Genomic DNA, 25,866 nt, shown 5'->3' with positions numbered 1-25,866 from the left:
CTTCAGGTTTGGTTTTAGTGGCTTTAAATAAGGTGAAGTAACTAAGTTATATGCCCTTATAAAGTCATCGGCCATAAACAAAAATGCCCCTCGATAAGGGGCGTCTTTCATTTCAATAACAGGCTAAACCTTAGGCTTAAACCTTAGCCAAGGTGCGCTCTTTGGCACTCCAATCTAAGTGATATTTCTCGCCAGCAGGGGTATCGATACGCTCAAATGTATGGGAACCGAAAAAGTCACGCTGACCTTGGAGCAAGTTTGCTGGTAATGTTTCGCAGCGGTAACTGTCGTAATACGCCAGAGCCGAGCTAATACAAGGTGCTGGAATGCCTTGCATCACCGCAGTCGCGACTGCGGTACGCCATAGGCCTTGCTTTTCAGACAAGGCAGACGCAAAACTGTCCGCCATCAACAGATTGCTAAGATCAGATTTGTCTTCATAGGCTTGAGTGATTGATTGCAAGAAAGTCGCGCGAATAATACAACCCGCACGCCAAATTTTTGCAATTTCAGCAAAGTCTAACTGCCATTTTTGTTCATGAGCCGTCATCGCCATCAACTGGAAGCCTTGGGCGTAACAACACACTTTCGCGCAATATAACGCGCTTTCAAGGGCTTCAATCAACAGTGCTTTTTGTGCGTCATCGATAACAGGTGCATTTGGCCCAGCCAATTTCTGGCTGAGTTGTAGACGTAAGGATTTTTGGGTACTTACGGCGCGCGCATACACAGCTTCAGCAATCGTCGGCGCGGGACAGCCAATTTGTAAACTGCTCACGGCCGTCCACAAACCCGTGCCTTTTTGGCCCGCTTTATCTAAGATCATTTCCACCAGCGGTTTACCCGTTAATGGATCGGCTTGTTTTAAGACTTCGGCACTGATCCCCATCAAATAGCTGTTTAAACTACCTTTGTTCCAGCGTTCAAACACATCGCCCACTTCTGCAGCGCTCATGCCTAAACCGTCATGCAGCATTTGATAGGCTTCGCAAATCAACTGCATGTCAGCGTATTCAATACCGTTATGCACCATCTTCACATAATGGCCAGCACCCGCGGGGCCAATATAAGTCGTGCATGGCTCGCCTTCTGTCACGGGATTACCCGGCTCAAAGCGTTCGATAGGTAGCCCAGTTTTGGCATCAACCTTAGCGGCAATCGCTTTCCAAATAGGTGCCACGTGATGCCATGCATCGATATCGCCGCTAGGCATAAGTGAGGGGCCGAAACGCGCACCGACTTCGCCGCCCGAAACTGCAGAGCTGAAAAATACAAATTGCCCTTTGTATCGCGCTTCACGCTCAACAGTGTCAGTCCATAGGCTGTTACCTGTGTCGATGACAATATCGTCGGACTCAATTCCGGCAGAAATCAAAGCACTACAGACACCATCGACGGGGGCACCAGCAGGAACAGAAAGCACAAGAATACGGGGTTTTGTGAGACTGGCTAACATTTCGGTAAGATTAGCACAGCCAAGAATGCGAGATTCGAGTCCAGCACGTTCCTGTTTTTCTTGCTGTATAACACCATTAACTTTAACAGGATCGAGGTCAAACGCGCTGACGTGATATTGGTTATCTGCGATGTTTAGCGCAAGGTTTTTACCCATAACACCAAGGCCAATTACGCCGATATCATTAAGATTGCTGTGGTTTTGCATTATATTATTCCCACGGGTCACAGAGGTTAGAGCTAACCAATTTTGAGGGGTAATTATACCGATCTTTGTAACTTAATTACCAGAGACATACGATTGGCAATTTCGATTGTGCCGAAAGTACCAATCGTTTAGGTCTCATTTTATCTAGGGCGTGTTGACGTTTCAGGGTTGTTTTTGCAGCGAGTTGGCTGGCTTTTATGCAAGGCAAAGCCCGTGCAGTGTAGTTATTCTACATAAACGGGCGATAACGCAGCAGAAACGCTAGCCAAACGCTGCCCGAAGGGTTCGTCTGGCAAGCTCTTGCTCTTTGTCACTCGTCATTTGAGTAGAATAACTACACGTCACTCCTCGTTTCGTGATCACGAGCTTGCCAGAGCGAACAAAATTTAATCTCGAAACGTCAACACGCCCTAGTAGAACCGTCAATTAATGGGCAAGTTTAAGCCCTAAAACACCCAGTAATATCAATATCAAACTGGCGATTTTAAGTAAGCTAACGCCTTCTCCTAAGAGGATAATTCCCGCAATCGCCGTACCCATAGCACCAATGCCGACCCACACGCCGTAAGCCGTACCAATAGGCAAATGCTTAACCGCGAGTCCTAGTAGCAACACACTCACTGCCATCGACGCTACTGTAAAGATACTTGGCCACAAACGCGTAAAACCGTCGGTATATTTAAGCCCGATAGCCCAACCAATTTCAAATAAACCCGCAAGAACTAATAAGAACCAACTCATAGTGAACTCCCATAAAGGGGTCGTCCCCATGTTAGATTAGGCGTATTTAGGGTCGTCCCTAAGCCATTTGATTACAGTAAAACTGTAGGTGATATAGCTGTACGTGATGAGAATGCAAGACTAGCAAATTTGAGGTGAAAATTTCAATCTTTGATTTTGCCGAAATAAGAAATGCCATGCGCAAAAAGGCGATAGCAAGCTTGGTCAGTTTACTATCGCCTTGATATTTCAACTCTCTATAAGACCTTTACACTCTTTCTATAAAAGCCTTTACGCTCTATTTCTTACACTAAGGCATCGGCATAACCCATGCGAGTGAGCGCGGTACGCACTAACTCTAAGGTCTGTGGATCTTCTATGGTCGCTGGCGCAGTATATTGCTGATTATCGGCAATTTTTCGCATAGTACCGCGTAAAATTTTACCCGAGCGCGTTTTAGGTAATTTTTGAATCGCACTCACTAACCTAAAGGAGGCGACGGGACCAATTTCTTGGCGTACCAGGGTTATTAACTGTTTATGCAGCTCTTCATCACTGATCGTCACGCCTTTCTTGAGTACCACTAATCCGAGGGGAACTTGGCCCTTAAGCGCATCATCTACCCCAATTACCGCGGCTTCGGCCACATCAGGGTGTTGACATAACACTTCTTCGAAGCGTCCCGTCGATAACCTGTGCCCCGCTACATTTATGATGTCATCGATACGACTCATAATGTAGAGATAGCCGTCTTCATCGGTATAACCCGCATCGCCAGTTAAGTAGTAACCCGGATACATAGACAAGTAACTATCTTGATAGCGTTGATCATTTTGCCACAGTGTCGTCAATGTCCCCGGCGGTAGAGGCAATTTAATCACCACATTACCCGAAGTATTGGCCGCAACTTGCTCACCTAATTCGTCCAGCACTTCAACCGCATAACCCGGCACAGGTAAAGCTGGCGAACCTGGTTTAATGGTAACTGGCGCTGTGCCCATCAAATTTGCTGCGACAGGCCAGCCCGTTTCGGTTTGCCACCAGTGATCAATAACAGGTTTAGCGAGCTTAGTGTGTGCCCAAACTAAGGTATCGGGATCGCAACGCTCCCCCGCCAAAAACACATTTTTAAGACAAGCTAAATCAACACCTTGTAGATATTCACCATCAGGATCTTCACGCTTGATTGCGCGAATGGCCGTCGGCGCGGTGAAGAAGCTTTTGACCTTATATTTGGCAATCGTGCGCCAAAATGCGCCGGGATCTGGCGTTCCCACAGGTTTGCCTTCATACATTAAGGTGGTGGCGCCCACCAGCAGTGGCCCATACACAATGTAAGAATGACCCACAACCCAACCCACATCGGACGCCGCCCAAAACACATCACCCGCTTGAATATCGTAAATATGCTGCATCGACCAAGCCAGGGCCACGGCATGGCCACCATTATCGCGTACCACACCTTTAGGCTGACCCGTGGTGCCAGAGGTATAAAGCACATACAAGGGATCGGTAGCCTTGAGGGCGACACAATCGGCCTTAGGTGCAGTTGCTAATGCGGCTTGCCAATCTAAGTCACGACCCTCAAGTAAATCGGCCTGATACTGGCTACGATTCAAAATTAGGCAGTGATTAACCTGATGCACTGACTGAGCTAACGCTTTATCTAACAGAGGCTTGTAAGGGATCACGCCCGAAGGCTCAATGCCGCAAGATGCCGACAAGACCAATTTAGGCTTAGCATCATTGATCCGAGTCGCGAGTTCATTGGCGGCAAAGCCACCAAAAACCACAGAATGAATCGCACCTATGCGGGCACAGGCCAGCATAGCGAAGGCGGTTTCCGGCACCATAGGCATATAAATCACCACACGGTCGCCCTTCTCTATCCCAATAGATTGCATAAAGCCCGCAAGTCGGCTCACTTGAGCCTGTAGCTCCCCGTAGCTAATGCCGTATTCAGTGTCTGTCACTGGGCTCACATATTGGATAGCCACTTGATCACCGCGTCCGGCCAACACATGGCGATCAACGGCGTTATAACAAGTGTTCATCTCACCATCGGCGAACCAATGATAAAACGGTGCCTGCGATTCATCGAGCACCGTTTGCGCCGGCTTAATCCAATCGAGCGTTTTCGCCGCTTCTCCCCAGAATTCGGCTTTATTAAGCAAGGATGCTTGGTGCAACGCTTGATGTTTTTGTTGGTTCTGTTTTTGATTTGTGGCTTGCGCTACAGATGCATTTTGCTGTTCGGTCAACATATGTCCTCCAATCAGGACTGCGACTCACATCGTCAGCCGCAATAACTACCCCTTCCTGCTTCTATTATTAGCAAGGAGGTCTAAAGCCCACTATTAGACGTTAGCCTATAACCAGAAGATATTTGTGGTTTTATGTGAAAACACTAATTTAAAGCACACGTTTTAATCTCGCTGCACAGGCTGATGGCAATTGGGATTGACACTTTTTTGCCAACAGAATAAAAGCCAAAATCTTTACCTTTACGTAAACTTCATATATCTTGCTTAAAACTGATTATTTAGGGTGCATGAATGAGCGCAACGAACACACCACAAACGACTTACTCGATCAGTGATCTTTCAAAAGAGTTTGATATCACTACTCGTAGTATTCGTTTTTACGAAGACCAAGGTTTGCTTAAACCTAAACGCCGCGGCCAAACCCGTATTTATAGCCTCAAAGACAGGGTGCGTCTCAAGCTCATTCTTCGCGGTAAACGCTTGGGCTTTTCTTTGGCAGAAACCCGTCGCTTGTTCGAATTATACGATGCCGACAAGAGCAGCACCTCACAGCTCAATACCATGCTGGCGCTAGTGGAAGAAAAGAAATCCGCACTACAACAGCAAATGGACGACATCAAAGTCGTATTGATGGAACTCAATTCCGCCGAGCAGCAGTGCCGTTTAGCCTTAGAAGATAACAAAACGGCAAAAGCCTAAATCCCCGTTGACACAAAATCAAATCAATTTGATGGCGATAACGACTACGGATTTAAGTACAAGATTTAAAAGACTCAAGCACCTAAAAATCATAAAAACTATAACAATCTAAAATTAGAACATCTGAAAGGACACAAGTAATGAACTCTCTCTACACAAGTCTAAATTTTGGCCTAGGCGAAGACGTCGATATGCTGCGCGATGCAGTGCAGGATTTTGCCGCGAATGAAATCGCTCCGATTGCCGCGAAAGTGGATCACGACAATGCCTTTCCCAATGAACTTTGGCCTGTGCTTGGAGGAATGGGACTGCTCGGAGTAACTGTACCCGAAGAGTTCGGCGGCGCAAACATGGGCTACCTAGCCCACGTCGTCGCAATGGAAGAAATCTCCCGCGCATCCGCTTCTATCGGCCTAAGTTACGGCGCCCACTCAAACCTGTGTGTCAATCAAATCAACCGTAACGGTAATGCAGCGCAAAAAGCCAAGTACCTGCCAAAACTGGTGAGCGGTGAGCATATTGGCGCGCTGGCCATGAGTGAGCCAAACGCGGGTTCTGACGTGGTTTCGATGAAGCTACATGCCCGTAAAGAAGGCGACCGATTCATCTTAAACGGCAACAAAATGTGGATCACTAACGGTCCAGATGCACACACCTATGTCATTTACGCGAAAACCGACTTAACCAAAGGCGCACACGGTATTACCGCCTTTATCGTTGAACGTGATTCGAAAGGTTTTAGCCAAGCGCAAAAGCTCGACAAACTCGGCATGCGCGGCTCTAACACCTGCGAACTGGTGTTTGAAGATGTAGAAGTACCAGAAGAAAACATTTTAGGCGGACTCAATAACGGCGTAAAAGTGCTGATGAGCGGCCTCGATTACGAGCGCGTCGTACTGTCTGGCGGTCCGCTGGGGATCATGAATGCCTGTATGGACATCGTTGTGCCTTACATCCACGAGCGTGAGCAATTTGGTAAATCGATTGGTGAATTCCAACTAGTGCAAGGCAAGTTAGCCGACATGTACACAGGCATGAATGCCGCCAAATCCTATGTCTATAACGTGGCAAAATCCTGCGATCGCGGTGAAACCACCCGTAAAGATGCCGCAGGCGCCATTCTTTATAGCGCAGAACTCGCCACCAAAATGGCACTGGATGCAATTCAACTGCTAGGCGGCAATGGCTATGTCAACGAATACGCCACTGGCCGCTTACTGCGTGATGCCAAGCTGTATGAAATCGGCGCCGGCACATCAGAAATTCGCCGCATGCTGATTGGCCGCGAACTGTTCAATGAGTCGAAATAACGCGAGTTTAAATAATCTCTCACAAGTGAATGGGTAGCACCTCACTGTAACTTACAGTTTGCGCCACCCATTCGAGCAAGGTGATACCGAGTTTCCGCTTTATAAGGACAATCAAAGTGACGCAAATAAGCAGTCGTATCAACGCCCGTAGCGATGAATTTAAAGCAAAATCAGACGATATGGCCGCCCTAGTGGCCGATCTTAAAACTAAACTCAATAAAATCGAACTCGGCGGCGGCCCTGTGGCGCTAGAGCGCCATTTATCTCGCGGTAAATTACTGCCACGTCAGCGGGTTGAAAAGCTGCTTGATGCAGGCTCGCCCTTTTTAGAACTGTCGCAATTTGCGGCGTTTGAAGTTTATGACGAAGAAGTGCCCGCAGCAGGCATTATCGCTGGTATCGGCCGTGTAAGCGGTGTTGAGTGCATGATCATCGCCAACGACGCTACAGTTAAAGGCGGTACTTACTACCCAATTACCGTTAAAAAACATCTACGCGCCCAAGATATTGCGAGCCGTTGTCACTTGCCTTGTATCTATTTAGTCGACTCGGGCGGCGCTAACCTGCCCCGCCAAGATGAAGTCTTCCCCGACCGCGACCATTTCGGCCGCATCTTTTACAATCAAGCGCAAATGTCCGCTAAGGGCATTCCCCAAATTGCAGTGGTGATGGGCTTATGTACCGCAGGCGGCGCCTATGTGCCGGCCATGGCGGATGAATCGATTATCGTAAAAGATCAAGGCACTATCTTCTTAGCCGGTCCGCCATTAGTCAAAGCGGCCACAGGTGAAGAAGTCAGCGCCGAAGAACTCGGCGGCGCCGAAGTGCACACTAAAATTTCCGGCGTAGCGGATCATTTAGCCCAAAACGATGAGCATGCGTTAGAGCTTGCACGCCGCGCGGTATCACGCCTGAATCATCAAAAAGAAATCAAATCACTCTTAAGTCCTGTCAAACCACCGAAGTTCGACATTAGCGAACTGTACGGCATTGTCGGCACTGATTTGAAAAAGCCCTTTGATGTTAAAGAAGTGATCGCCCGTATCGTCGATGATTCTGATTTTGATGAGTTTAAAGCCAACTATGGCGCAACCTTAGTATGCGGTTTTGCCCGTATTCACGGCTACCCCGTCGGCATTGTCGCCAACAACGGCATTCTTTTCTCTGAGTCGGCGCAAAAAGGCGCGCACTTTATTGAACTGTGCTGCCAGCGCAAAATTCCGCTGCTGTTCCTACAAAATATCACCGGCTTTATGGTGGGTAAAAAGTACGAACACGAAGGCATAGCCAAACACGGTGCCAAAATGGTAACCGCGGTGTCTTGTGCCAATGTGCCTAAATTCACTGTGATTATCGGCGGCAGCTACGGCGCGGGTAACTACGGCATGTGTGGCCGCGCGTTCGAACCGACCATGATGTGGATGTGGCCTAATGCCCGTATTTCTGTGATGGGCGGAGAGCAAGCCGCAGGCGTTCTCGCCACAGTACGCCGCGACGGTTTAGCCCGTAAAGGTGAAGAATGGTCACTTGAGGATGAAAAAGCCTTTAAAGCGCCGATTGTCGCCCAGTACGATAAAGAAGGTCATCCGTATCATGCCAGCGCCCGCTTATGGGATGACGGCATTATTGACCCGGCGCAAACCCGCGATGTGGTCGGCCTTGCCCTATCGGCAGCATTAAATGCTCCTATCGAAGACACCCGCTTTGGTGTGTTCCGTATGTAAAAGGCACATGTGAAAAACATATGCCACACAAGAAGATAGGAAAAAAATAATGACAGACACATTAAACAGCGCTAGCGACGCAAAGGATTTAAGCAACTTACAGCACGTGAGCCATGCACTCAATAACGGCGTTGCCGAGCTTATTTTAGATCGCAGCGATGTGCACAACGCCTTCGATGAAGTGATGATTAGCGAGATGATTGCTGTGCTTAGCTATTTTGCTGAGCACAAGGATTGCCAAGTGCTGGTACTCAAAGCGAACGGCAAAAATTTCAGTGCTGGTGCCGATCTCAATTGGATGCGCAAGCAAGCCAAAATGGACTTTGAGCAAAATCTAAATGATGCCAAAGCCTTAGCAAAACTGATGCAGGATCTTGATACCTTTCCTAAGCCCACCATTGCACTAGTGCAAGGTGCAGCCTTTGGCGGCGCACTGGGGCTGATTTGCGCCTGCGATATCGCTATCGCCACGACGCGCGCCAGCTTTTGCTTGAGCGAAGTGAAACTCGGATTAATTCCAGCAGTAATTAGCCCTTACGTTGCCCGCGCTATGGGTAATCGTGCATCGCGCCGCTACATGCTGACCGCCGAGCGTTTTAGTGCAGAAACCGCATTAAAGCTTAACGTCATTCATGAGATCAGCGATGACTTAGACGCCGCCGCAAAGCCGATGATTGAGGCGTTGCTAGCCAATAGCCCGCAAGGCATGGCATGGGTAAAAACACTACTGTCGCATCTTGAAGATGGCGTGATAGACCAAAACACCATTGATTACACTAGCGAGCGTATCGCCCGCATTCGGGTATCGACCGAGGGCCAAGAGGGCTTAAACGCCTTTTTTGAGAAACGTCAGCCTAACTGGCAACAAGCGCACTCAATGCCCTCTCCAACGCCAATGCAAAAGCCAAGTGATACCCAAGGAGCCCTTTGATGTTGACCAAGCACATGTTTACCAAACTATTGATTGCTAACCGCGGTGAAATCGCCTGTCGCATCATCAAAACGGCCCATGCCATGGGCGTTCGCACCGTTGCCCTATATTCCGATGCCGATAAAGAAGCGCGCCATGTCGCCATGGCCGACGAATCTTTCTATTTAGGCGGCAGTGCGCCAGCAGACTCCTATTTAAAGGGCGATTTGATTATCGACATCGCCAAAAAAGCGGGCGCCCAAGCCATTCATCCAGGTTATGGTTTCTTATCTGAAAACGCCGACTTTGCCCGTAAATGTGAAGCCGCAGGCATCGCCTTTGTTGGCCCAGGCAGTGATGCTATCGATGCCATGGGCAGCAAAAGCGCCGCCAAATCCATTATGACAGCGGCAAATGTGCCCTTAGTGCCGGGTTATCACGGCGATGACCAAACCGATGCGACCTTAAAAGCGGAGGCACTGAAAATCGGCTTCCCTATGCTGATTAAAGCGGCTTATGGCGGCGGCGGTAAAGGCATGCGTATCGTCGAGAATGAAGGCGAAATCATGGAAGCCGTTAACTCGGCGCGCCGTGAAGCGGCCTCTTCTTTTGGTAACGATAAGTTATTGATGGAGCGTTATTTACGCCAGCCGCGCCACGTCGAAGTGCAAGTGTTTGCCGACACCTTTGGCAACGCGATTTATTTATCGGATCGCGATTGTTCGATTCAACGTCGCCACCAAAAAGTGGTCGAAGAAGCGCCAGCGCCAGGGTTAAGCGATGCACTGCGCGCCCAAATGGGTGAAGCAGCCGTCGCGGCAGCCAAAGCTATCGATTATGTTGGCGCGGGGACTGTAGAGTTTCTGCTCGACACAGACAATAGCTTCTATTTCATGGAGATGAATACCCGTCTGCAGGTTGAGCATCCAGTGACTGAAATGGTAACGGGCCAAGATTTAGTCAAATGGCAGTTAATGGTCGCCAGTGGTCAGCCATTACCCCTTAAGCAAGATGAAGTGCGGATCCACGGCCATTCCTTTGAAGTGCGTATTTATGCCGAAGATCCACAGAATGAGTTTTTACCCGCCAGCGGTAAGCTCAACTTTTTACGTGAACCCGAACAAAGCAAATACGTGCGTATCGATTCGGGCATTAGTGAAAACGATGTGATCAGTAACTTCTACGATCCTATGATTGCCAAGCTTATCGTCTGGGATGAATCGCGCCCGCGCGCCCTGCAACGTTTAGTGCATGCCTTAGAGTCGTATCAAATCAGCGGTCTTAAGCACAACATTGAGTTTTTAGCGAACATTGCCGAACACCCAGCGTTTGCCAATGCCGACTTTAGCACTGACTTTATTGGCCGTTATGGCGACACCTTAATTGGCACAGCTTCAAGCGAAGCTGACACTGCCCTTGCCTTTGCCGCGCTGTATCAAGTGCTTGCCCGTAAAGAAGCCGCCAAAGCGCAAGCTGTCAACAGCGCCGATCCTTACTCGCCTTGGGGTCAAGTCAGCGGCTTTAGACTCAACAGCTGCAGCCAGCACAATATTGCCCTACTCGATGATGCCCATGAATTGCAGCAGTTAGTGATGCTCGATTTAGGTGGCATGTATCAGCTACCGCTGCACGGACAAGATTGGTTACTCAATGGCGAGCTGAAACAAGATTTACTGCTCGCTGAAATCAACGGCCATAAGAGTAAAGTGCCCGTTAGTGCCCAAGGTGATGACTTTACGCTGTTTTTATCCTCTGGCAGTTACCACTTTAAAGCAGTGCAAACACTCGTGGTCGAAGAACAAGCCAGCAATGCTGACAAGTTAAAAGCGCCCATGAACGGCACGGTAGTGACCCATTTAGTCGATATCGGCACACAAGTGAAAGCGGGCCAAGGTTTGCTGGTGATGGAAGCCATGAAGATGGAATACACAATCGAAGCCCCCTTTGACGGTATCGTCACTGAGTTCTACTTTAAGGCGGGCGAGCTAGTGACCGATGGCGCAACCTTGCTCAATGTAGAGCCGTTAGAGACAGACGAGCCAACCGCGATCAAGGAAGCCTAAGATGTCGTTAGCCAATCTAAGCCAAGCAGCGAACGCCAAAGACAGGGTCAGTATCTTCGAGATGGGCGCACGCGACGGCCTGCAAAACGAAGTCGCAGTGCCGACGGCAGCTAAAATCGCCTTGATTGAATCGCTGGCAGGTGCGGGGCTTAAGCGTATCGAAGCCGGCAGCTTTGTGTCACCTAAATGGGTGCCACAAATGGCCGATTCTGCCGATGTGCTCAAGCAAATACAGCGTCAAAGCGGCGTGGTGTATAGCGCGCTCACACCCAACGTCAAAGGCTTTGAACTGGCACTGGATGCAAAAGCGAGTGAGGTGGCAATATTTGGCGCCGCCTCACAAAGCTTTAGTCAGCGCAATATCAACTGCTCGATAGAAGAGTCGATTGAACGCTTTATCCCTTTGATGGAATTAGCAAAAAAACACAATATTCCGGTGCGCGGTTATGTGTCTTGCGTGCTCGGCTGCCCCTACGAAGGTGAGATAGCGGTCAGTGAAGTGGCCCGTGTGTCTGAAATCCTTTACAAAATGGGCTGCTACGAAATATCGCTCGGCGACACTATCGGTGTAGGCACACCGCAAAAAGCCCGTAGAATGCTGCAAACAGTGGCTGAGCGCGTCCCAGTCGAAAAACTGGCGCTACACTTTCACGACACCTATGGCCAAGCATTAGCCAACATTTTGGCCTGCTTAGACTTAGGTGTGCGGGTGTTTGACTCCTCGGTTGCGGGTCTTGGTGGTTGCCCCTATGCCAAAGGCGCATCGGGCAATCTTGCCACCGAAGACTTATTGTATATGCTGCACGGCATGGGATTCGAAACGGGTATCGATTTACAAAAACTCGCGTTAGCAGGGCAAGCGATCAGCACGCAGTTGAATCGTAAAAACGGTTCGAAAGTGGCCACAGCCCTGTTAGCAAAATAAAACAAAAACCATTAACGACACCAACAACCGTTATTAAAAACGCGCGTTATTTCCCGCGCGTTTTCTAAAGCATAAAAGGACATCACAATGGCAGGACTCAATAAAGTCGTCAGCAGCTATGAAGAAGCGTTAGCAGGCTTATCGGACGACATGACCATCATGGTCGGCGGCTTTGGCCTGTGCGGCATTCCAGAAGGCTTAATCAATCAAATGGTTAAGATGGGCGTTAACGGCTTAACGGCGATATCAAACAACGCTGGCGTTGACGATTTCGGCCTTGGCTTACTGTTAAAACATCGCCAAATCGCCACTATGATCGCCTCTTACGTGGGCGAAAATGCCACCTTTGAACAGCAAATGCTCTCTGGCGAACTCAATGTGATTTTAACGCCCCAAGGCACGCTGGCGGAAAAGATCCGCGCAGGCGGCGCAGGTATTCCGGCATTTTTCACTGCAACGGGCTACGGCACGCCGGTGGCTGATGGCAAAGAAACCCGAGAAATCAAAGGTCGCCATTACGTGTTAGAAGAATCGCTGACCGCAGATTTTGCCTTAGTGCGTGCATGGAAAGCCGATACCATGGGTAATTTGGTATTCCGTAAAACCGCCGCCAACTTTAACCCTATGATGGCGACCGCGGGCAAAATCACTGTGGTTGAAGCCGAGTTTATTGTTGAGCCGGGCGAGCTAGATCCAGATCATATCCACACGCCGGGCATCTATGTTGACCGAGTTATTCAAGGCAAGTTCGAGAAACGTATCGAGCAGCGCACGGTAAAAGCCGCGAAATAAAAGGCGCTGGCAAAACCTTGAAACACAGTTAACGCAATTGGCACTTAGCTCCCTAAAGTTAAAACTAAGGGTAAAAACCTAAGAATAAAGACCAAAGCGTCAAAGCCAAATAGAAAGGATAGATATCATGGCATTATCAAGAGAACAACTGGCTCAGCGCGTCGCCAAAGAATTAAAAGATGGCTACTACGTCAACCTCGGCATCGGCATTCCAACACTGGTGGCCAACTACATTCCCGAAGGCATGGAAGTCATGTTGCAATCGGAAAACGGCCTACTCGGCATGGGCGAATTCCCTACCGAAGACGCCATCGACCCAGATTTAATCAACGCGGGCAAACAAACCGTTACCGCAGTCAAAGGCGCTTCGTTTTTCTCCTCCGCCGAAAGCTTTGCCATGATCCGTGGCGGCCATGTGGACTTAACCGTACTCGGCGCCTTTGAAGTCGATGTGAACGGCTCTATCGCCTCATGGATGATCCCCGGCAAACTCATCAAAGGCATGGGCGGTGCGATGGATTTAGTCGCGGGCGCCGAAAACATTATCGTGACTATGATGCACGCCGATAAATACGGCAATTCTAAGCTGCTACCCGTGTGCGAATTGCCGCTAACAGGTTACGGCTGCATTAAACGCGTCGTCACAGATTTAGCCTTTATCGAAATCAAAGATGGCGCATTTCATTTGTTAGAGCGCGCACCAGGTGTCAGCGTAGAAGAAATCGTCAGCAAAACTGCTGGCAAGTTAATCGTGCCAGAGCATGTACCAGAAATGGTGTTTTAAGCGTTCTCTAAAATGCGCAAGTAACGTATAGCGGCTAAGGTTGAAACTCAAGTTAGTTTGAAGCTTTAAGCCTAAAGAGTTTTGAGCGTTAACCGACGTTTTACGATACCAACAAGGCCCAGAAAATGATTCTGGGCCTTGTTGCTTTTGTCATCCCCGCGAAAGCGAGGAACCATGAGTAAAATTCACCACCAGCTTGTTCACTACAAACCTTGTTTTTTGTGAGCTTTTGCAGTCTAGGTACTTTTTGAGAGCTTATCACCATAAACAGCACTAATGCTCTGGCGACACGCCGTAAATCCATCTTTGGGGGCTCAACGGAAAAGTCCCTTTTTCCGATGGTCGCCAACGCAAGAGTGCGGTTTACTCCCCATCCCAGCATATTCAATAATGAACAATGTCGCGCATTAAACTGATAACACCATATGTTAGTAAGGTTCTTTGCTGGCGAATGTGTGTTCACCATCGCTACAACGGAGTCGCTTAATGCTTGCTTCAAAAATGCTACAGATAGTCATATTTAGCGCCGTTACGGTAAACTTGACGCCAGCTAAGTAAAAAGGATACACAGAATGTTAGATAAGTTTCTCAATAAACGCAGCCGAAGCCGCAAGCTGATGCGCGATTATCCAAAAAACGTGTTTGAATACAACCAGTATTTGTTGACTGGTTATATTGATACTGGGATAGCGGAAAAATTCGAGAGATTAAAAGCATATATTGATTACCCTGATGATTTTCGCCAGTGGGAGTTATTTGGATCTGAGTTCGCAGTACCTGAATGTCATTGGAATTTTGCGGCACAACTTACGTATATTGAATCAGGCAAGCTCGAGGCGGCACCGCTGCTGCATTCGCTCGCTTACGGCTATTTTGATACCGCCATAGACTATTACAAATACTGCACTGCGGTTGAAAACACCGGTGGTTTTACTAATGCTAGTTGGGATACAACCCATGTATTCAGGCTGGTGCTGATGCTTTTTTCAGGGCTTAAGACTGAGGCCGACGAGCTGTATTATGCCAACGCAATGGCTTGGCGCTCAGGCTGGATAATTCGCTCCCACAGTTTTATAGGCGATTTTTTGGTGCTGCTGTATGGGCGCTATTTGGGCGTTATTGAGCCGCCTTCTGCCACGGAAGTGCAAGTGACACTGCGAAAAACGGCTCCTTTCCCCTATGCGCCATTTTTAGATAACTGGGATACACAGGATATCGAATTCATCAGCACTATGCTGCAAACCCTGTGTGATCATCAGGTAGAACAAGCAGTTATTGGGGATAAAATGTGCTTTTTTGAGTTCAATGGTGGGCCGCACACATATTTACCATTGACAGCGTTAATGCTGCTGAAACTGCGATCCCTTAGGGGTTTGCCTAACCCACAATTCAGTCATCCAGCCTTTGGCGAGATCACAGCCTTGTTTGAACAAGTATCCACATCATTTAGTGATTATGTTGCAACGTTAGGGATACAGCGGATTGAAGATGCTGCTGATGAGGTGTTAACCAACACATTAACCAGAATGCAAAGCCAAGATTTTGATGCCCATACTATTTTCGCCAAGCGACTGCCATCGTTTAGTGCTGGTTAAGATTTTGATTAACCAAATTTTCATAAAAAATGGATAACCAATAAATCATGATTCTATTCATATTGAGGACCCAAGGCTTAAAGCTGAGCGTATTCAAGCCTTAAGTCATCCACAATACAAGCCAGAGGAAAGCTTATGTACCAGATTGCGATTGTGATATTTGATGAATTTACCGATATCGATTTCTTCTTAATGCGCGATATTCTCGGCCGTACAAAAACCGATTGGACAGTAAAAGTTCTCGGGACAAAGCCTAGCCACAGGTCGAGTTTGGGGATGATGGTTGCAACCGATGGTCATGTGGCCGAAGTCGCTGATGCAGACGTGGTATTATTCAGCAGTGGTTACAAAGGCGTACCTGCGGCACTTGCTGATACTGAGTTTATGTCTGCCCTTAAATTAGATCCCACACGACAATTGCTTGGCAGTATCTGCGCGGGGTCATTCTTCTTTGCCAAATTAGGGCTACTCGACAATCTCTCGGCAACGACTCACCCCGATGCAAAACCTGCCCTAGTTGCCATGGGCGTCGATGTAGAAGACTGCGCCCTCGTGATTAATGGCAATATTGCCACTGCGGGCGGCTGCCTTTCCTCACTCTATTTAACCGGCTGGGTTGCGGAGCGTTTATTCGACAGTGCGAAACGCCGCGAAATTCACAGGCAGCTTATTCCTGCCGGGCAAACAGATATTTTTGAAGCATTAATCCAATCCTCCATCTCCGCGGCCATTCGTTAAAAGTGATGTAGATACTCTCGATGAATGAAAAAGATCCCATGATAAAACTTAAAAATCTTCTCGAGGCTATAAAAGCCGAGCATCAAATAACCACCCAGAATGAGCTTGTGGCCTTGCTATCGCAAAATGAATTACTCATTCAGCAAATCCAAACTGCTGATGCGCAGTATTGGGTCAATTTTGCTAAGAATACCTTCGATGGTTGGTATTGCATTCGAACACCTATGCTCAGTACCTTTCATGTTTACTACCAAGAACGTGGGCAAAACTGTTGGGGAGAAGATGTTTTTACCGAGCAAAGTGAAGCCATAGCAGCGGTTATTTTTATGTCTGGTATTTGGGACCAAGTCCCCTAGCACTAAGCAAATAAAAGCCTGCTCACTCATCCTATATTTTCACCTTCACGAATGGCGATATGTAACGAATCATTACGCGACTTTCAATATCGAAATCATCCTGTTAGGGTGAGTGCTTAGATTGACTCATAATAACAGACACATTTTTAGCGCTCTGTTTAACTCTCTCATTGTCCAAAGGAGCGGTATCTATGGACTGGCTTATTATTGCACTCGCGGGCTTTTTAGGCGGCATGCTCAATGCAGTTGCCGGTGGAGGCAGTTTTATTACCCTATTAGCGTTAGTGTTTGTCGGGGTTCCACCGATTGCGGCGAATGCCACGGGGACAGCCGCGCTGCTGCCTGGTTATATCGCCAGCGCATGGCGTTTTAGAAAGGATATCGAATATCCGGCGAGTCTTAGCCTTAAGAATCTGATCTTAATTGCTTTAATTGGCGGCAGTATTGGCGCGGGTATTTTGCTGACCACCAGCGAGCAAGTCTTCGCAAAGCTGATCCCTTGGCTGATTCTACTGGCCACCGCGGCCTTTATTGTTGGCCCTTGGTTGCTCAAACGAAGAATCGCTGAGCAAGGCGAAAACACCTCTACGCCAATGTTAAGTCCGATAACGGCACTGATAATGCTGTCGGCTGTGTGTATCTATGGCGGTTATTTTAATGGTGGCTTAGGCATCATACTACTCGCAAGTTTTGGCCTGATGGGGCAAACCAATCTACATGGGATGAACGGACTTAAAAATCTGATTTCAGCCCTGCTCACCGCCATCGCCGTTGTGGTTTATGCCGCGGGCAATGTTATCAATGGGCAATATCTGTTGCTGCTTGCCGTTATGGCGATTGTCGGTGGTTATGTGGGGGCGGCGCTGGCCTACCGTATTTCACAGCCCTTGCTACGCGGCTTTATTGTGATCGTCGGTTTAGCGATGGCCTTAGGCTTTTTCATGCGCTAGTTTTTCATGCGTTAGTTTTCATACGTTAGGCTTTTGATTTGTGAAACTTAAACTCATAAAAGCTGGACAGGCGAGTTTTCGATACAAGGTCTCACCGATAAATTGCCCTTATGTGACTGACTTGTTACTCTGATCCATCCTATAGGAGAACACTGTGATTAAGGATAGCGATGAAACTGATGACCTTGAAGCTGAGGACCTTGAGACTGAGTAAATTAATGCCAAAGACCTTGAAACTAAGCACCTTAAATCTTGCCCTGTGTCTTATTGCATGCTCACCGGCTATTTACACCGAAACCGCTAGCGCAGCGACCATTAGCGTCAAAACGGAAACGGGTAATATTCAGGTAAAAACCATAGCCCAAGGGTTAGAGAATGTCTGGGGTATGGCATTCTTACCCGACGGCAGTATGCTAGTGACTGAACGTGCTGGCAGAATGCGCATTGTCAGCACCGCAGGCAAAGTGGGTGAACCCTTAACGGGTTTACCGCCTATGTATGCCAAAGGTCAAGGTGGTTTACTTGATGTCGTGCTTGCGCCAGATTTTGCCAGCAGCAAAAAAATCTATTTCAGTTATTCAGAACCCGCTGAAGGTGATGCAAGTGAGCTCAATAGCACAGCGGTCAGTTTTGCCACGCTCAATGGTAACAAGCTTGAAAATCTCACCCGCGTTTTTAGTCAGCACCCCAAAATCAACAGCGGCCACCATTTTGGCTCTCGTTTAGTATGGGCGCCTGACGGCACTTTATTTATCACACTTGGCGATCGCTATAGCGAAAAAGATAGCGCACAAACATTGGACAATCATTTAGGCAAAGTGGTGCGTATTCATGCCGATGGCTCAGTGCCTAAGGATAACCCCTTCGTCAATACGGCTGGCGCCTTACCCGAGATCTGGTCTATTGGTCACCGCAATATGCAGGGCGCGGCGATCAATCCCATCAGCAAAGTATTGTGGACGGGCGAACATGGGCCCCAGGGCGGCGATGAACTCAATATTGATGAGGCGGGCAAAAACTATGGCTGGCCTGTGATTACCTATGGTGAGAATTACGGCGGCGGCAACATCGGCGAAGGCACCCACAAGGCTGGAATGGAGCAACCCGTCTACAAATGGGTTCCCTCAATTGCCACGGCGGGCTTTATGTTTTACACAGGTGACAAATTTCCGCAGTGGCAAAATAATATTTTACTCGCCAGCCTAAAGGAAAAAACACTGGTGCGTTTAGTGCTTGATGGCGACAAGATAATTAAAGAAGAACGGCTACTGAAAACTGAATTAGGGCAAAGATTACGCTCAGTCGTGCAAGGGCCAGATGGACTGATTTATCTCGTAACCGATGAAGCTAAATCAAAAATCTACCAGTTATCACCGCAGTAATCTTAATCGCTGCACTTTTATCACAGTGCTTTAACTAAACCATGTTAACCACAGCAATAAACTCAATCGATAGAGAATTTAAGCCTTAAAACGACAAAGAGTGTTCATCAGGAACACTCTTTGTCGTTGGCGTGGCACTTAATTCATGCCTTTATTCGTTCACCACACACATGCCCTGCTCGGTTTGTACATAGGGAGCTAAAATAGGCATCATGCCCTTCATCACCTGCAATGGCAGCGCCGAGGTAAAACTAAAATCATCGGATTTACTGCCTGGCACGAAGGCGGTCAAAGTACCGAAGTATTTGTCACCTAGATAAAACACGAAGGTCGCGGTGCGGTTCATCGCCGTAGTCGCCACTTTTTTACCTTGCTGCATCTGAGTCACAATACGGTTATCACCGGTGCCGGTTTTCCCGCCTATGGCTAACATGCCACCTTTTTCATCGGTAAAAATGCCCTTTAAACGACGTGCGGTGCCGTTTTGCACTACGTTCGCCAGCGCGGCTTTTAAGGCTTGTGCTACTTCATGGCGCATTACCCGCTCACCTTGGGTGTTCTGATTCTGCAATCTCACTTCATAGGGCGTATCTGCGGCGAAATGCAGCTGATTGATACGCACTGTGGGCAAACGATAGCCATCATTTTGAATAATGCCCATCAGCTCGGCTAAGGCTGCGGGTCGGTCACCCGAGCTACCCAGCGCTGAGCCTAAGGATGGCACCATAGAATCAAAGGGATAACCTAAACGCGCCCAACGTTGATGTATGTCAAGGAAGGCTTCAACTTCAAGCATCACTTGCACTCGTACATCACGGGCGTTTTTATGCCGCGTCCTAAACAACCAACGGTAAACCTCTTGACGTTGTGCTTCACTCGCCTGCTTAACATCGTTCAAGTTGGCATCAGGATTATGATTAAGGTAATCCAGCACCCACAATTCCAAGGGATGCACCCGTGCGATATAGCCTTGATCTGGCAAATTATATTTATCCGGACCGTACTTGTTGTATAAGCTCTTAATACGACCATCGGTATAGCTCACCTGCGGCAATCTTTGCTTCAAGAAAGCCTTAAATGCCGCCATAGGTTCATCGGGCAGTAAATAGCGATACGCCGCCGTCAACTGCTGCTCCGACTGGGACAAACCGTCAAAAAACATGTCGAAACGCTCATTCGAAGCCACTTTTTTGTACTTGCGATAAAACTTAGTAACGAAGGTATTACCTTCTCTATCAGCAAATACCCGCAGATATTCGTCACGGCGCGGATCTTTATCATTACGCAGCAACTGGGCCATATTGCCCTCGTTTTGCATGCTACTGCTGTAATTCACGATATCGCGCATAAGGCGCACAAACGGCAAGTTAACCGAATCCTGCAGGGCTTGGTAAAGTGTTGGCGTTTTTAAATCTTCTGTTTTTTTAAAGTTATTAAACACATGCAACCCACCACCGGTAAAAAATTGTTCACTGGTTGAGGCCGAATATTCTCGCTGTAACGCCGCATCTAACATGCGGTCTAAACGTCTGTCGGGATTTAAAATCAAGTAATCAATCGCCCAACGGGTTAAATGATCCCTTGGTTCGATAATGATGGATTCCAATTCAATCCCATGTTTCTTGGAATACTTGTCGTGGATCTCGGCAATGATTTCTAAGTAGGTCGCCATCACCCGCAATTTAGCGGTTGAGCCCAATTCCAACTTACTGCCCTCGTTAATATCAAAAGGCTGATCAGTGCTATCCGTCTGCACTCTAACTCGGTTGGCGGTATCAGTGCGCTCATAAAGCGTAAAGCTATACAGCACGTTTTGCAGTTGACTTGGGTCGAGTAACCGTTCGCCAAGCAGACCCACTTTCTCCGCGGTAGGCACTTGCGCCAGACTGCGTAAGTAGTGACTGACTTTCTGCTGTAAGTCACTGTGTAAGCTACTATTGACCGTCAAATCGAGCCTGTCTAAATCATACAGCCCCACATTTAACATGCCTGCGGTGCGAATGCGAACTGTGTTCACGCCCTTATCTGCGCCAGATTGGGTATTACGCTGCGGCTTGGCGACCTTAAACTGCAATTTCTGCGCGAGTGCAGCATCACGTAGGCCACGATCAATCAAATAATACTGGCCGAGTAAACGGATATGGCTATCGACTAAGTTTTCAAGATCTTCATGACCTTGCAATAGATAGTAGGACGGACGACGTTGGGCGATCATCAAGGCAACCACTTGTCGGAATACTTGTCCGCGCTTGGTGGCATTACCTTTGATCTGCGGCGATGCTAACAGCTTGTTTGCAGTATCGAAATCGGTACCAAACCACGCCCACAGCCCATCACCAATACCATGAACTTCACCATGATTTGGCGCCGAAGATAATGGCACGGTATTCAGATAATCTTGAACGATGCGCTTACGAGCAGGTTCAGTGTTTTCACCTTGTTGGTACACGCGCACACTGGCCGAGCCAATTTGCAGTAACTTATCCTTAATGCTCAAGGTTAAACCTTGGGAAGAATGGCGGAATTTCTCAATCTGAGTCGCGAGTGTACTGCCACCCGCGGTAGAGACATTCATACCAACCATTTCAGCAATTTGACTCATACCTGCCACCACAAAACGTGGCCAGTCGATCACAGGATTGAGTTTCTCTTCCGTCGTCCATAACTCGCGGTTTTCAATAAACAGCAAAGTATTAACGATTTCATTGGGGATCTTATCGTCGTCCTGATAAACCCGTTTAGGATAGGCAAATTCGTATAAATCGGTATTGCGGCAATCGAGCAGCGTCAACCCAGATTGGGCCTTTTCATGGTAAGGCGGAAAAAATCCAAGTTGAGCGTATTCCTGCAACGCTGGCGAAAACGCCACTTGTTGCGTTATCTGAAAATTCCGTTGCAATAACCTATCAATATACTGAGGTAACTTACTGTAGCCATGGCGCTCATCAAAAGGACCATAACTAGGATAAATAACCGCTTGGCTCGGTGAGCTTTCTAATTCATAGGTGAGCGTCTTAGCATATTGATTGATGAATTTTGCTTGGTAAAACGAAGTTTTAACTTCAAGTCCAATCAGCAATGCAGCGCAGCAAATCAGAATGAAAAATAAGAACCAGACCCTGCCCTTTGATCTGGCTTTACGCGGCGGCTTAACCTTAGCTTTAGGCTCAGGTTGTGGTGGACGAGGACGATAATTTTCGAACTTCATCTCTGATGTGGAATTAGGCAAAACAGCTCCAAAAAAACACTAAAATATTCATCTTTCATGCAACTCAGCAAATCCGTTGCCACTCAGTAAAGCAAGATATCAAACTCATCTAGCCATTATCCGGCTCTATTAATTAGTCTTAGTACCCATTATGTTCCACACTTTATCAAACCTAACTTCACTGTAAAGAAGGGTGCCTGTGACCCACAACCGCCACTAATCAATACTAATGTTAAGCTGATAGTACATTTTGCCAAATATTAATTTGTTGATATCAAGGTATTTTCAGCGATTAAGGCAACAGACAGTATGACTTAAAAACAAAACGAGCTAATTTAAGTCGCACAAAAAGAATGAGTCGCTCAATAATCACACTATTAACGAAGCCTCATCCCACATATTCATGCGCATCCCAGATAAATTCACGAAAATGTTTGCGACAGACAGACTCGTAACTTTCATTACCGCCAATCGCCACTTGCTCACCCTCGCGCATCACCTTGCCTTCACCATCAAGACGCACCACCATGTTAGCCTTACGCCCACAATGACAAATAGTCTTCAACTCAACTAATTTATCGGCCCAAGCTAATAAATAATGACTGCCGCTAAAAAGTTCGCCTTGAAAGTCCGTTCTTAGGCCATAGCAGAGTACAGGAATATCAATATTATCGACCACATGCGTCAGCTGCTTAACCTGTTCTTTACTCAAAAACTGACACTCATCCACCAGCACACAACTTAATGGCGTAGCTTGATGCACATCGCTAATCATTTGAGTCAAATCATCTTGGCTACTAAATACCTGTGCTTCGGTTTCAATGCCAATACGTGAGGCCACTTTACCTTTGCCATATCTGTCATCTATGGAAGCTGTCATGACCAAAGTATTCATACCGCGTTCACGGTAGTTATAGGATGACTGTAATAGGGAAGTGGATTTACCCGCGTTCATTGCCGAATAATAAAAATACAATTGAGCCAAGACTTATACCCTTTAAAAACGTTATCGCTTACGCGTCTGCTACCAGAGCCAAATTGAGCGCTAGTCTAACATTGCGCTTCACATCAGAACACTAGCAGCCGCTAAGCTTTTATCATGAAATTCTGCAATGACACCAACTTATCAATCATTTTAATCCCCAATCGCCTCCTGAAATATTTCTAGTCCACTTCATTTAATACTCTTCCCTGCAAAAAACATAAAAAACGCCCCGATACCGCTCAATTGTTAATGAAAGCTTAACTGAAACTTAAATGTTGTTTCATAAGGAAAAATTAGTAAAAGTTAAATTTAAAAAGTGCGATCTACCTCCAAAGTAATAGGTATAAATGGGCTTGCGCTCAAAAAACAAACACAAATTTAACAGTAATATTTCATTCGAGACAAAACGTGCTCAATTAAAAAAAGAAAAGTATTCGATAGCTTGCAAATTGAGACCAACGGTCAAAGCACTAATCTACCCTGCAAACTTTAGTGCTCCACTCCGTCCTTTATTCGCATATTGGATCAAATGGAGATTATGATGAGAATTTTCACCTCTAGAAAACTGGCATATTTAGTTGCCTTAGCACTAACTGGCGCCCTTGTTGGCTGTGGCGATGATGGTAAAGATGGTGTAGATGGAGCACCAGGAACGCCCGGTATCCCTGGAACACCCGGTGAACCTGGAACACCCGGAGAGCCTGGAACACCGCCCCCAGTCACCAGTTCTACTATGACTAACGTCAAAGTGATCAACTATAGCTTTGGCGAAGGCAGTATCACTTACGAATTTGAAATTACAGATGAAAACAATAACCTAATCAACGGACTGTTAAATGCTCAAGCCAAAGTGGCTGCACTAACAGATAAAGGCTTCATCACTAACCGCACCGAAGCTGATAAAAATGGTGTTGCAGATAACGTCCATATTGGCGGTGAAGCAACTCAAGCAACCGTCGGCGCTGAATTGACCGCTTTAGCTGATGGTCATTACCAATTTAAAGTACCAATGAAAGGGGTTAATCCAAGCACTGAAGGTATTGTTTGGTTACGTGTCGGTGGTAATAATGGTATTGCGACCTCTAAACCTCTGGTCGTTAACAAACCTGAAGGCACCCATTCAACCACAACTGATAGTTGTTACTCTTGCCATATCGACTACTCAACAAGCCCTCGTCGTCATGCAAGCTATGTCGCTACTGGCATGGACAGCGAAGTCACCTTCGTGGAAGGCTGTTTAGTGTGTCACGGTTCAGTTAGCCGCGCAGTTGTCAATGCTGAAGGTTTCTCTACGGGTGGCTATGCGACAAACACCCTATCTAAAATTGGTCATATCAATCACCAAGATTTTACTAAAGACTTTTCAGTACAAAACTGTACATCTTGTCACGTTGAAGCACCTAAAAACATCAACGTAGCTGGACCAGGTTGTATTGATTGCCATGACAGTGGTGGCGTACCAGGGGCTATTATCCCAAGTAATGGTGCGGATCTGCGCATTATGCACGAAAGCAAAGCGGGTATAACCGAACGCCAAGCGATTCGCGCTAAGTATAAATTAAGTCTATCAACACCTGTTAAAGTAGATGATATTTCTACCAAGACAGACCACTATGCGCCGACAGGTGCTGCGGCAGCAGTAACCGCCCCAGGCTGGTGTACAACACTGACAGTGAAAGACACCGATGGTAACGTCTTTAGCATTAAAGACAACTTTAACTATTCTAGCCCGCTAGTATATGACGCTAAGAAACCCGTAGTTTATGCGGGCGCTTATTTACATTCCTATGAAAATGGCAGCTTAGTGGGTCGCCCAGGTAACCGTACTAACTACTACTATGGTTACAACACTGACGGCACTAAAAATATCTGTCATTTACTGACAGATATCAGCGCAGTGAATGCTAACTATGTTTATTCTGCCCGCGTGACATTCAGTACCGCTGGTTGGATGGAATATGATGGCAAGCAACGCTACCAAAGTAATGGCAGCCTAAGAGCGACAGGTTATGATGGTTCTATGGGCATATCCTTTACGGCTTACTCAGATGTCGTTAACCCTGTCACCACTCAAAAGGTCTCTGGCTTCGAACGTCGTGAGATAGCGAGTACTAACAGCTGTACTACTTGTCACAACGATGCCACTGCGTTCCACAAAAATGGTGCCTTCGATGAAGGTGGTAAAGCTTGTATCGCCTGCCATGACAACGGCATGGAACGTACTTCAGCAGCCTTAGGCGCAGGTTTTGGTCCTATGGTGCACAGCTGGCACTGGGGTAATGGCGCTAAAGTCGGTGAAGTTAAAGCTGATGGAACTCAAGCGCAAACCGCTAACGGTGCAGGCGCGATTGAAGCCTCTACTAGCTGCGTTGCCTGTCATGAAAAAGCGATTGATTTAAGCAAAGTGCCAAATCAATACATCGCTGAGCCAGGTAGCAAAATGACAAGCCCAGTCACCGCTAACTGTTATGCCTGCCACACTAGCGATTCAGCTAAGGCGCATATGGCAAGCAACGGTGGTGAAATCAGCATACCAAAGGTTGCTGACTGGTTTAAACAACCGACCTCTGAATCCTGTGCAGTATGTCATGACACAGGTAGAAGTTCTGGTATTGATAAATACCACAAGTTTACTCGCTAATTAATCATCTCATCATCGCGTGATTAAGAAGTAAGTAAAAAGCGGTACCTATTTTCCCTGCAAGGAAATAGCCAAAGGAGTCTCGCTAATGCGAGGCTCCTTTTTTACTTAGACATTACCCGATAACAAGCCATTTTCAGTCCTATTTAAGTTACTA

General features: G+C 47.3%; 19 protein-coding genes. 14 read left to right on the top strand and 5 right to left on the bottom strand.

Translation table 11 applies throughout. From position 1 onward, the window contains the following. Positions 1–136 precede the first annotated feature (136 nt). The 3 genes from gndA to HQQ92_RS06140 all read right to left on the bottom strand — a co-directional run bounded on the left by gndA (position 137) and on the right by HQQ92_RS06140 (position 4,647). Positions 137–1,663: an NADP-dependent phosphogluconate dehydrogenase gene (gene gndA, locus HQQ92_RS06150; protein ID WP_173243955.1), complete on the bottom strand. Its 1,527-nt coding sequence runs from the start codon at positions 1,661–1,663 to the stop codon at positions 137–139. A 426-nt stretch (positions 1,664–2,089) separates the two neighbouring features. After that, on the bottom strand, positions 2,090–2,404 hold the full coding sequence (sugE, locus tag HQQ92_RS06145) for a quaternary ammonium compound efflux SMR transporter SugE (RefSeq protein WP_011789592.1): 315 nt from the start codon (positions 2,402–2,404) through the stop codon (positions 2,090–2,092). Between the two features lie 284 nt (positions 2,405–2,688). Continuing rightward, complete coding sequence (locus HQQ92_RS06140; RefSeq protein ID WP_173243952.1) at positions 2,689–4,647, bottom strand: propionyl-CoA synthetase; 1,959 nt, start codon at positions 4,645–4,647, stop codon at positions 2,689–2,691. A gap of 291 nt (positions 4,648–4,938) precedes the next feature. Between HQQ92_RS06140 and HQQ92_RS06135 the strand changes: the two genes are divergently transcribed. The 13 genes from HQQ92_RS06135 (at position 4,939) to HQQ92_RS06075 (ending at position 18,875) form a co-directional block, all read left to right on the top strand. Then, on the top strand, positions 4,939–5,346 hold the full coding sequence (locus HQQ92_RS06135; RefSeq protein ID WP_006082318.1) for a MerR family DNA-binding transcriptional regulator: 408 nt from the start codon (positions 4,939–4,941) through the stop codon (positions 5,344–5,346). 140 nt (positions 5,347–5,486) lie between these two features. Then, positions 5,487–6,656, top strand: coding sequence for an isovaleryl-CoA dehydrogenase (locus HQQ92_RS06130; RefSeq protein ID WP_113940993.1), 1,170 nt, complete (start codon positions 5,487–5,489; stop codon positions 6,654–6,656). Positions 6,657–6,772: 116 nt separating this feature from the next. Beyond that, complete coding sequence (locus HQQ92_RS06125; RefSeq protein WP_011847235.1) at positions 6,773–8,380, top strand: carboxyl transferase domain-containing protein; 1,608 nt, start codon at positions 6,773–6,775, stop codon at positions 8,378–8,380. 49 nt (positions 8,381–8,429) lie between these two features. After that, the gene (locus HQQ92_RS06120; RefSeq protein ID WP_173243949.1) at positions 8,430–9,311 is read left to right on the top strand and encodes an enoyl-CoA hydratase-related protein; all 882 of its coding nucleotides are present in this window, start codon (positions 8,430–8,432) and stop codon (positions 9,309–9,311) included. Continuing rightward, the gene (locus HQQ92_RS06115; RefSeq protein WP_173243946.1) at positions 9,311–11,353 is read left to right on the top strand and encodes an acetyl/propionyl/methylcrotonyl-CoA carboxylase subunit alpha; all 2,043 of its coding nucleotides are present in this window, start codon (positions 9,311–9,313) and stop codon (positions 11,351–11,353) included. The genes HQQ92_RS06120 and HQQ92_RS06115 overlap by 1 nt, the downstream gene beginning before the upstream one ends. Position 11,354: 1 nt before the next feature. Further along, a complete protein-coding gene (locus HQQ92_RS06110) occupies positions 11,355–12,278 on the top strand; it encodes a hydroxymethylglutaryl-CoA lyase (RefSeq protein ID WP_173243943.1) in 924 nt (307 codons plus the stop codon). Between the two features lie 87 nt (positions 12,279–12,365). Next, positions 12,366–13,070: a CoA transferase subunit A gene (locus tag HQQ92_RS06105; protein WP_028761111.1), complete on the top strand. Its 705-nt coding sequence runs from the start codon at positions 12,366–12,368 to the stop codon at positions 13,068–13,070. 127 nt (positions 13,071–13,197) lie between these two features. After that, entirely contained in the window at positions 13,198–13,854 is a 657-nt protein-coding gene (locus HQQ92_RS06100) for a 3-oxoacid CoA-transferase subunit B (RefSeq protein ID WP_173243940.1), read from the top strand. Between the two features lie 572 nt (positions 13,855–14,426). Continuing rightward, positions 14,427–15,449, top strand: a complete 1,023-nt coding sequence (locus HQQ92_RS06095; RefSeq protein WP_173243938.1) for a hypothetical protein — start codon at positions 14,427–14,429, stop codon at positions 15,447–15,449. Positions 15,450–15,584: 135 nt separating this feature from the next. Next, entirely contained in the window at positions 15,585–16,187 is a 603-nt protein-coding gene (locus tag HQQ92_RS06090) for a DJ-1/PfpI family protein (RefSeq protein ID WP_173243935.1), read from the top strand. A 38-nt stretch (positions 16,188–16,225) separates the two neighbouring features. Beyond that, positions 16,226–16,543, top strand: coding sequence for a hypothetical protein (locus tag HQQ92_RS06085; protein ID WP_025008087.1), 318 nt, complete (start codon positions 16,226–16,228; stop codon positions 16,541–16,543). A 191-nt stretch (positions 16,544–16,734) separates the two neighbouring features. Continuing rightward, positions 16,735–17,493 (top strand): sulfite exporter TauE/SafE family protein, encoded by a 759-nt coding sequence (locus HQQ92_RS06080; RefSeq protein WP_173243932.1) that lies wholly within the window; start codon positions 16,735–16,737, stop codon positions 17,491–17,493. 170 nt (positions 17,494–17,663) lie between these two features. Then, complete coding sequence (locus HQQ92_RS06075; RefSeq protein ID WP_173243929.1) at positions 17,664–18,875, top strand: PQQ-dependent sugar dehydrogenase; 1,212 nt, start codon at positions 17,664–17,666, stop codon at positions 18,873–18,875. A 151-nt stretch (positions 18,876–19,026) separates the two neighbouring features. Here HQQ92_RS06075 and HQQ92_RS06070 read toward each other — a convergent pair whose 3' ends face one another. Together HQQ92_RS06070 and HQQ92_RS06065 are read right to left on the bottom strand one after the other, a co-directional pair. After that, the gene (locus tag HQQ92_RS06070; protein WP_173243926.1) at positions 19,027–22,104 is read right to left on the bottom strand and encodes a transglycosylase domain-containing protein; all 3,078 of its coding nucleotides are present in this window, start codon (positions 22,102–22,104) and stop codon (positions 19,027–19,029) included. Between the two features lie 367 nt (positions 22,105–22,471). Further along, complete coding sequence (locus HQQ92_RS06065; protein WP_028761119.1) at positions 22,472–23,068, bottom strand: thymidine kinase; 597 nt, start codon at positions 23,066–23,068, stop codon at positions 22,472–22,474. 541 nt (positions 23,069–23,609) lie between these two features. On the opposite strand from HQQ92_RS06065, the gene HQQ92_RS06060 reads away from it, so the two are divergent. Then, positions 23,610–25,709, top strand: coding sequence for a cytochrome c3 family protein (locus HQQ92_RS06060; RefSeq protein WP_168824357.1), 2,100 nt, complete (start codon positions 23,610–23,612; stop codon positions 25,707–25,709). Positions 25,710–25,866 lie beyond the last annotated feature (157 nt).

The sequence above is a fragment of the Shewanella sp. DC2-4 genome, from assembly GCF_013248875.1.
In the GTDB taxonomy this organism is placed as follows: domain Bacteria; phylum Pseudomonadota; class Gammaproteobacteria; order Enterobacterales; family Shewanellaceae; genus Shewanella; species Shewanella oncorhynchi.
Note: the sequence above shows the minus strand (reverse complement) of the source record. Positions and strands in the feature narration are given on the sequence as shown.

What these genes read in the sequence shown, in the direction of transcription:
- gndA (WP_173243955.1), bottom strand. Translation starts at nt 1,663, where the DNA reads ATGCAAAACCACAGCAATCTTAATGATATCGGCGTAATTGGCCTTGGT.
- sugE (WP_011789592.1), bottom strand. Translation starts at nt 2,404, where the DNA reads ATGAGTTGGTTCTTATTAGTTCTTGCGGGTTTATTTGAAATTGGTTGG.
- HQQ92_RS06140 (WP_173243952.1), bottom strand. Translation starts at nt 4,647, where the DNA reads ATGTTGACCGAACAGCAAAATGCATCTGTAGCGCAAGCCACAAATCAA.
- HQQ92_RS06135 (WP_006082318.1), top strand. Translation starts at nt 4,939, where the DNA reads ATGAGCGCAACGAACACACCACAAACGACTTACTCGATCAGTGATCTT.
- HQQ92_RS06130 (WP_113940993.1), top strand. Translation starts at nt 5,487, where the DNA reads ATGAACTCTCTCTACACAAGTCTAAATTTTGGCCTAGGCGAAGACGTC.
- HQQ92_RS06120 (WP_173243949.1), top strand. Translation starts at nt 8,430, where the DNA reads ATGACAGACACATTAAACAGCGCTAGCGACGCAAAGGATTTAAGCAAC.
- HQQ92_RS06115 (WP_173243946.1), top strand. Translation starts at nt 9,311, where the DNA reads ATGTTGACCAAGCACATGTTTACCAAACTATTGATTGCTAACCGCGGT.
- HQQ92_RS06110 (WP_173243943.1), top strand. Translation starts at nt 11,355, where the DNA reads ATGTCGTTAGCCAATCTAAGCCAAGCAGCGAACGCCAAAGACAGGGTC.
- HQQ92_RS06105 (WP_028761111.1), top strand. Translation starts at nt 12,366, where the DNA reads ATGGCAGGACTCAATAAAGTCGTCAGCAGCTATGAAGAAGCGTTAGCA.
- HQQ92_RS06100 (WP_173243940.1), top strand. Translation starts at nt 13,198, where the DNA reads ATGGCATTATCAAGAGAACAACTGGCTCAGCGCGTCGCCAAAGAATTA.
- HQQ92_RS06095 (WP_173243938.1), top strand. Translation starts at nt 14,427, where the DNA reads ATGTTAGATAAGTTTCTCAATAAACGCAGCCGAAGCCGCAAGCTGATG.
- HQQ92_RS06090 (WP_173243935.1), top strand. Translation starts at nt 15,585, where the DNA reads ATGTACCAGATTGCGATTGTGATATTTGATGAATTTACCGATATCGAT.
- HQQ92_RS06085 (WP_025008087.1), top strand. Translation starts at nt 16,226, where the DNA reads ATGATAAAACTTAAAAATCTTCTCGAGGCTATAAAAGCCGAGCATCAA.
- HQQ92_RS06080 (WP_173243932.1), top strand. Translation starts at nt 16,735, where the DNA reads ATGGACTGGCTTATTATTGCACTCGCGGGCTTTTTAGGCGGCATGCTC.
- HQQ92_RS06075 (WP_173243929.1), top strand. Translation starts at nt 17,664, where the DNA reads ATGAAACTGATGACCTTGAAGCTGAGGACCTTGAGACTGAGTAAATTA.
- HQQ92_RS06060 (WP_168824357.1), top strand. Translation starts at nt 23,610, where the DNA reads ATGAGAATTTTCACCTCTAGAAAACTGGCATATTTAGTTGCCTTAGCA.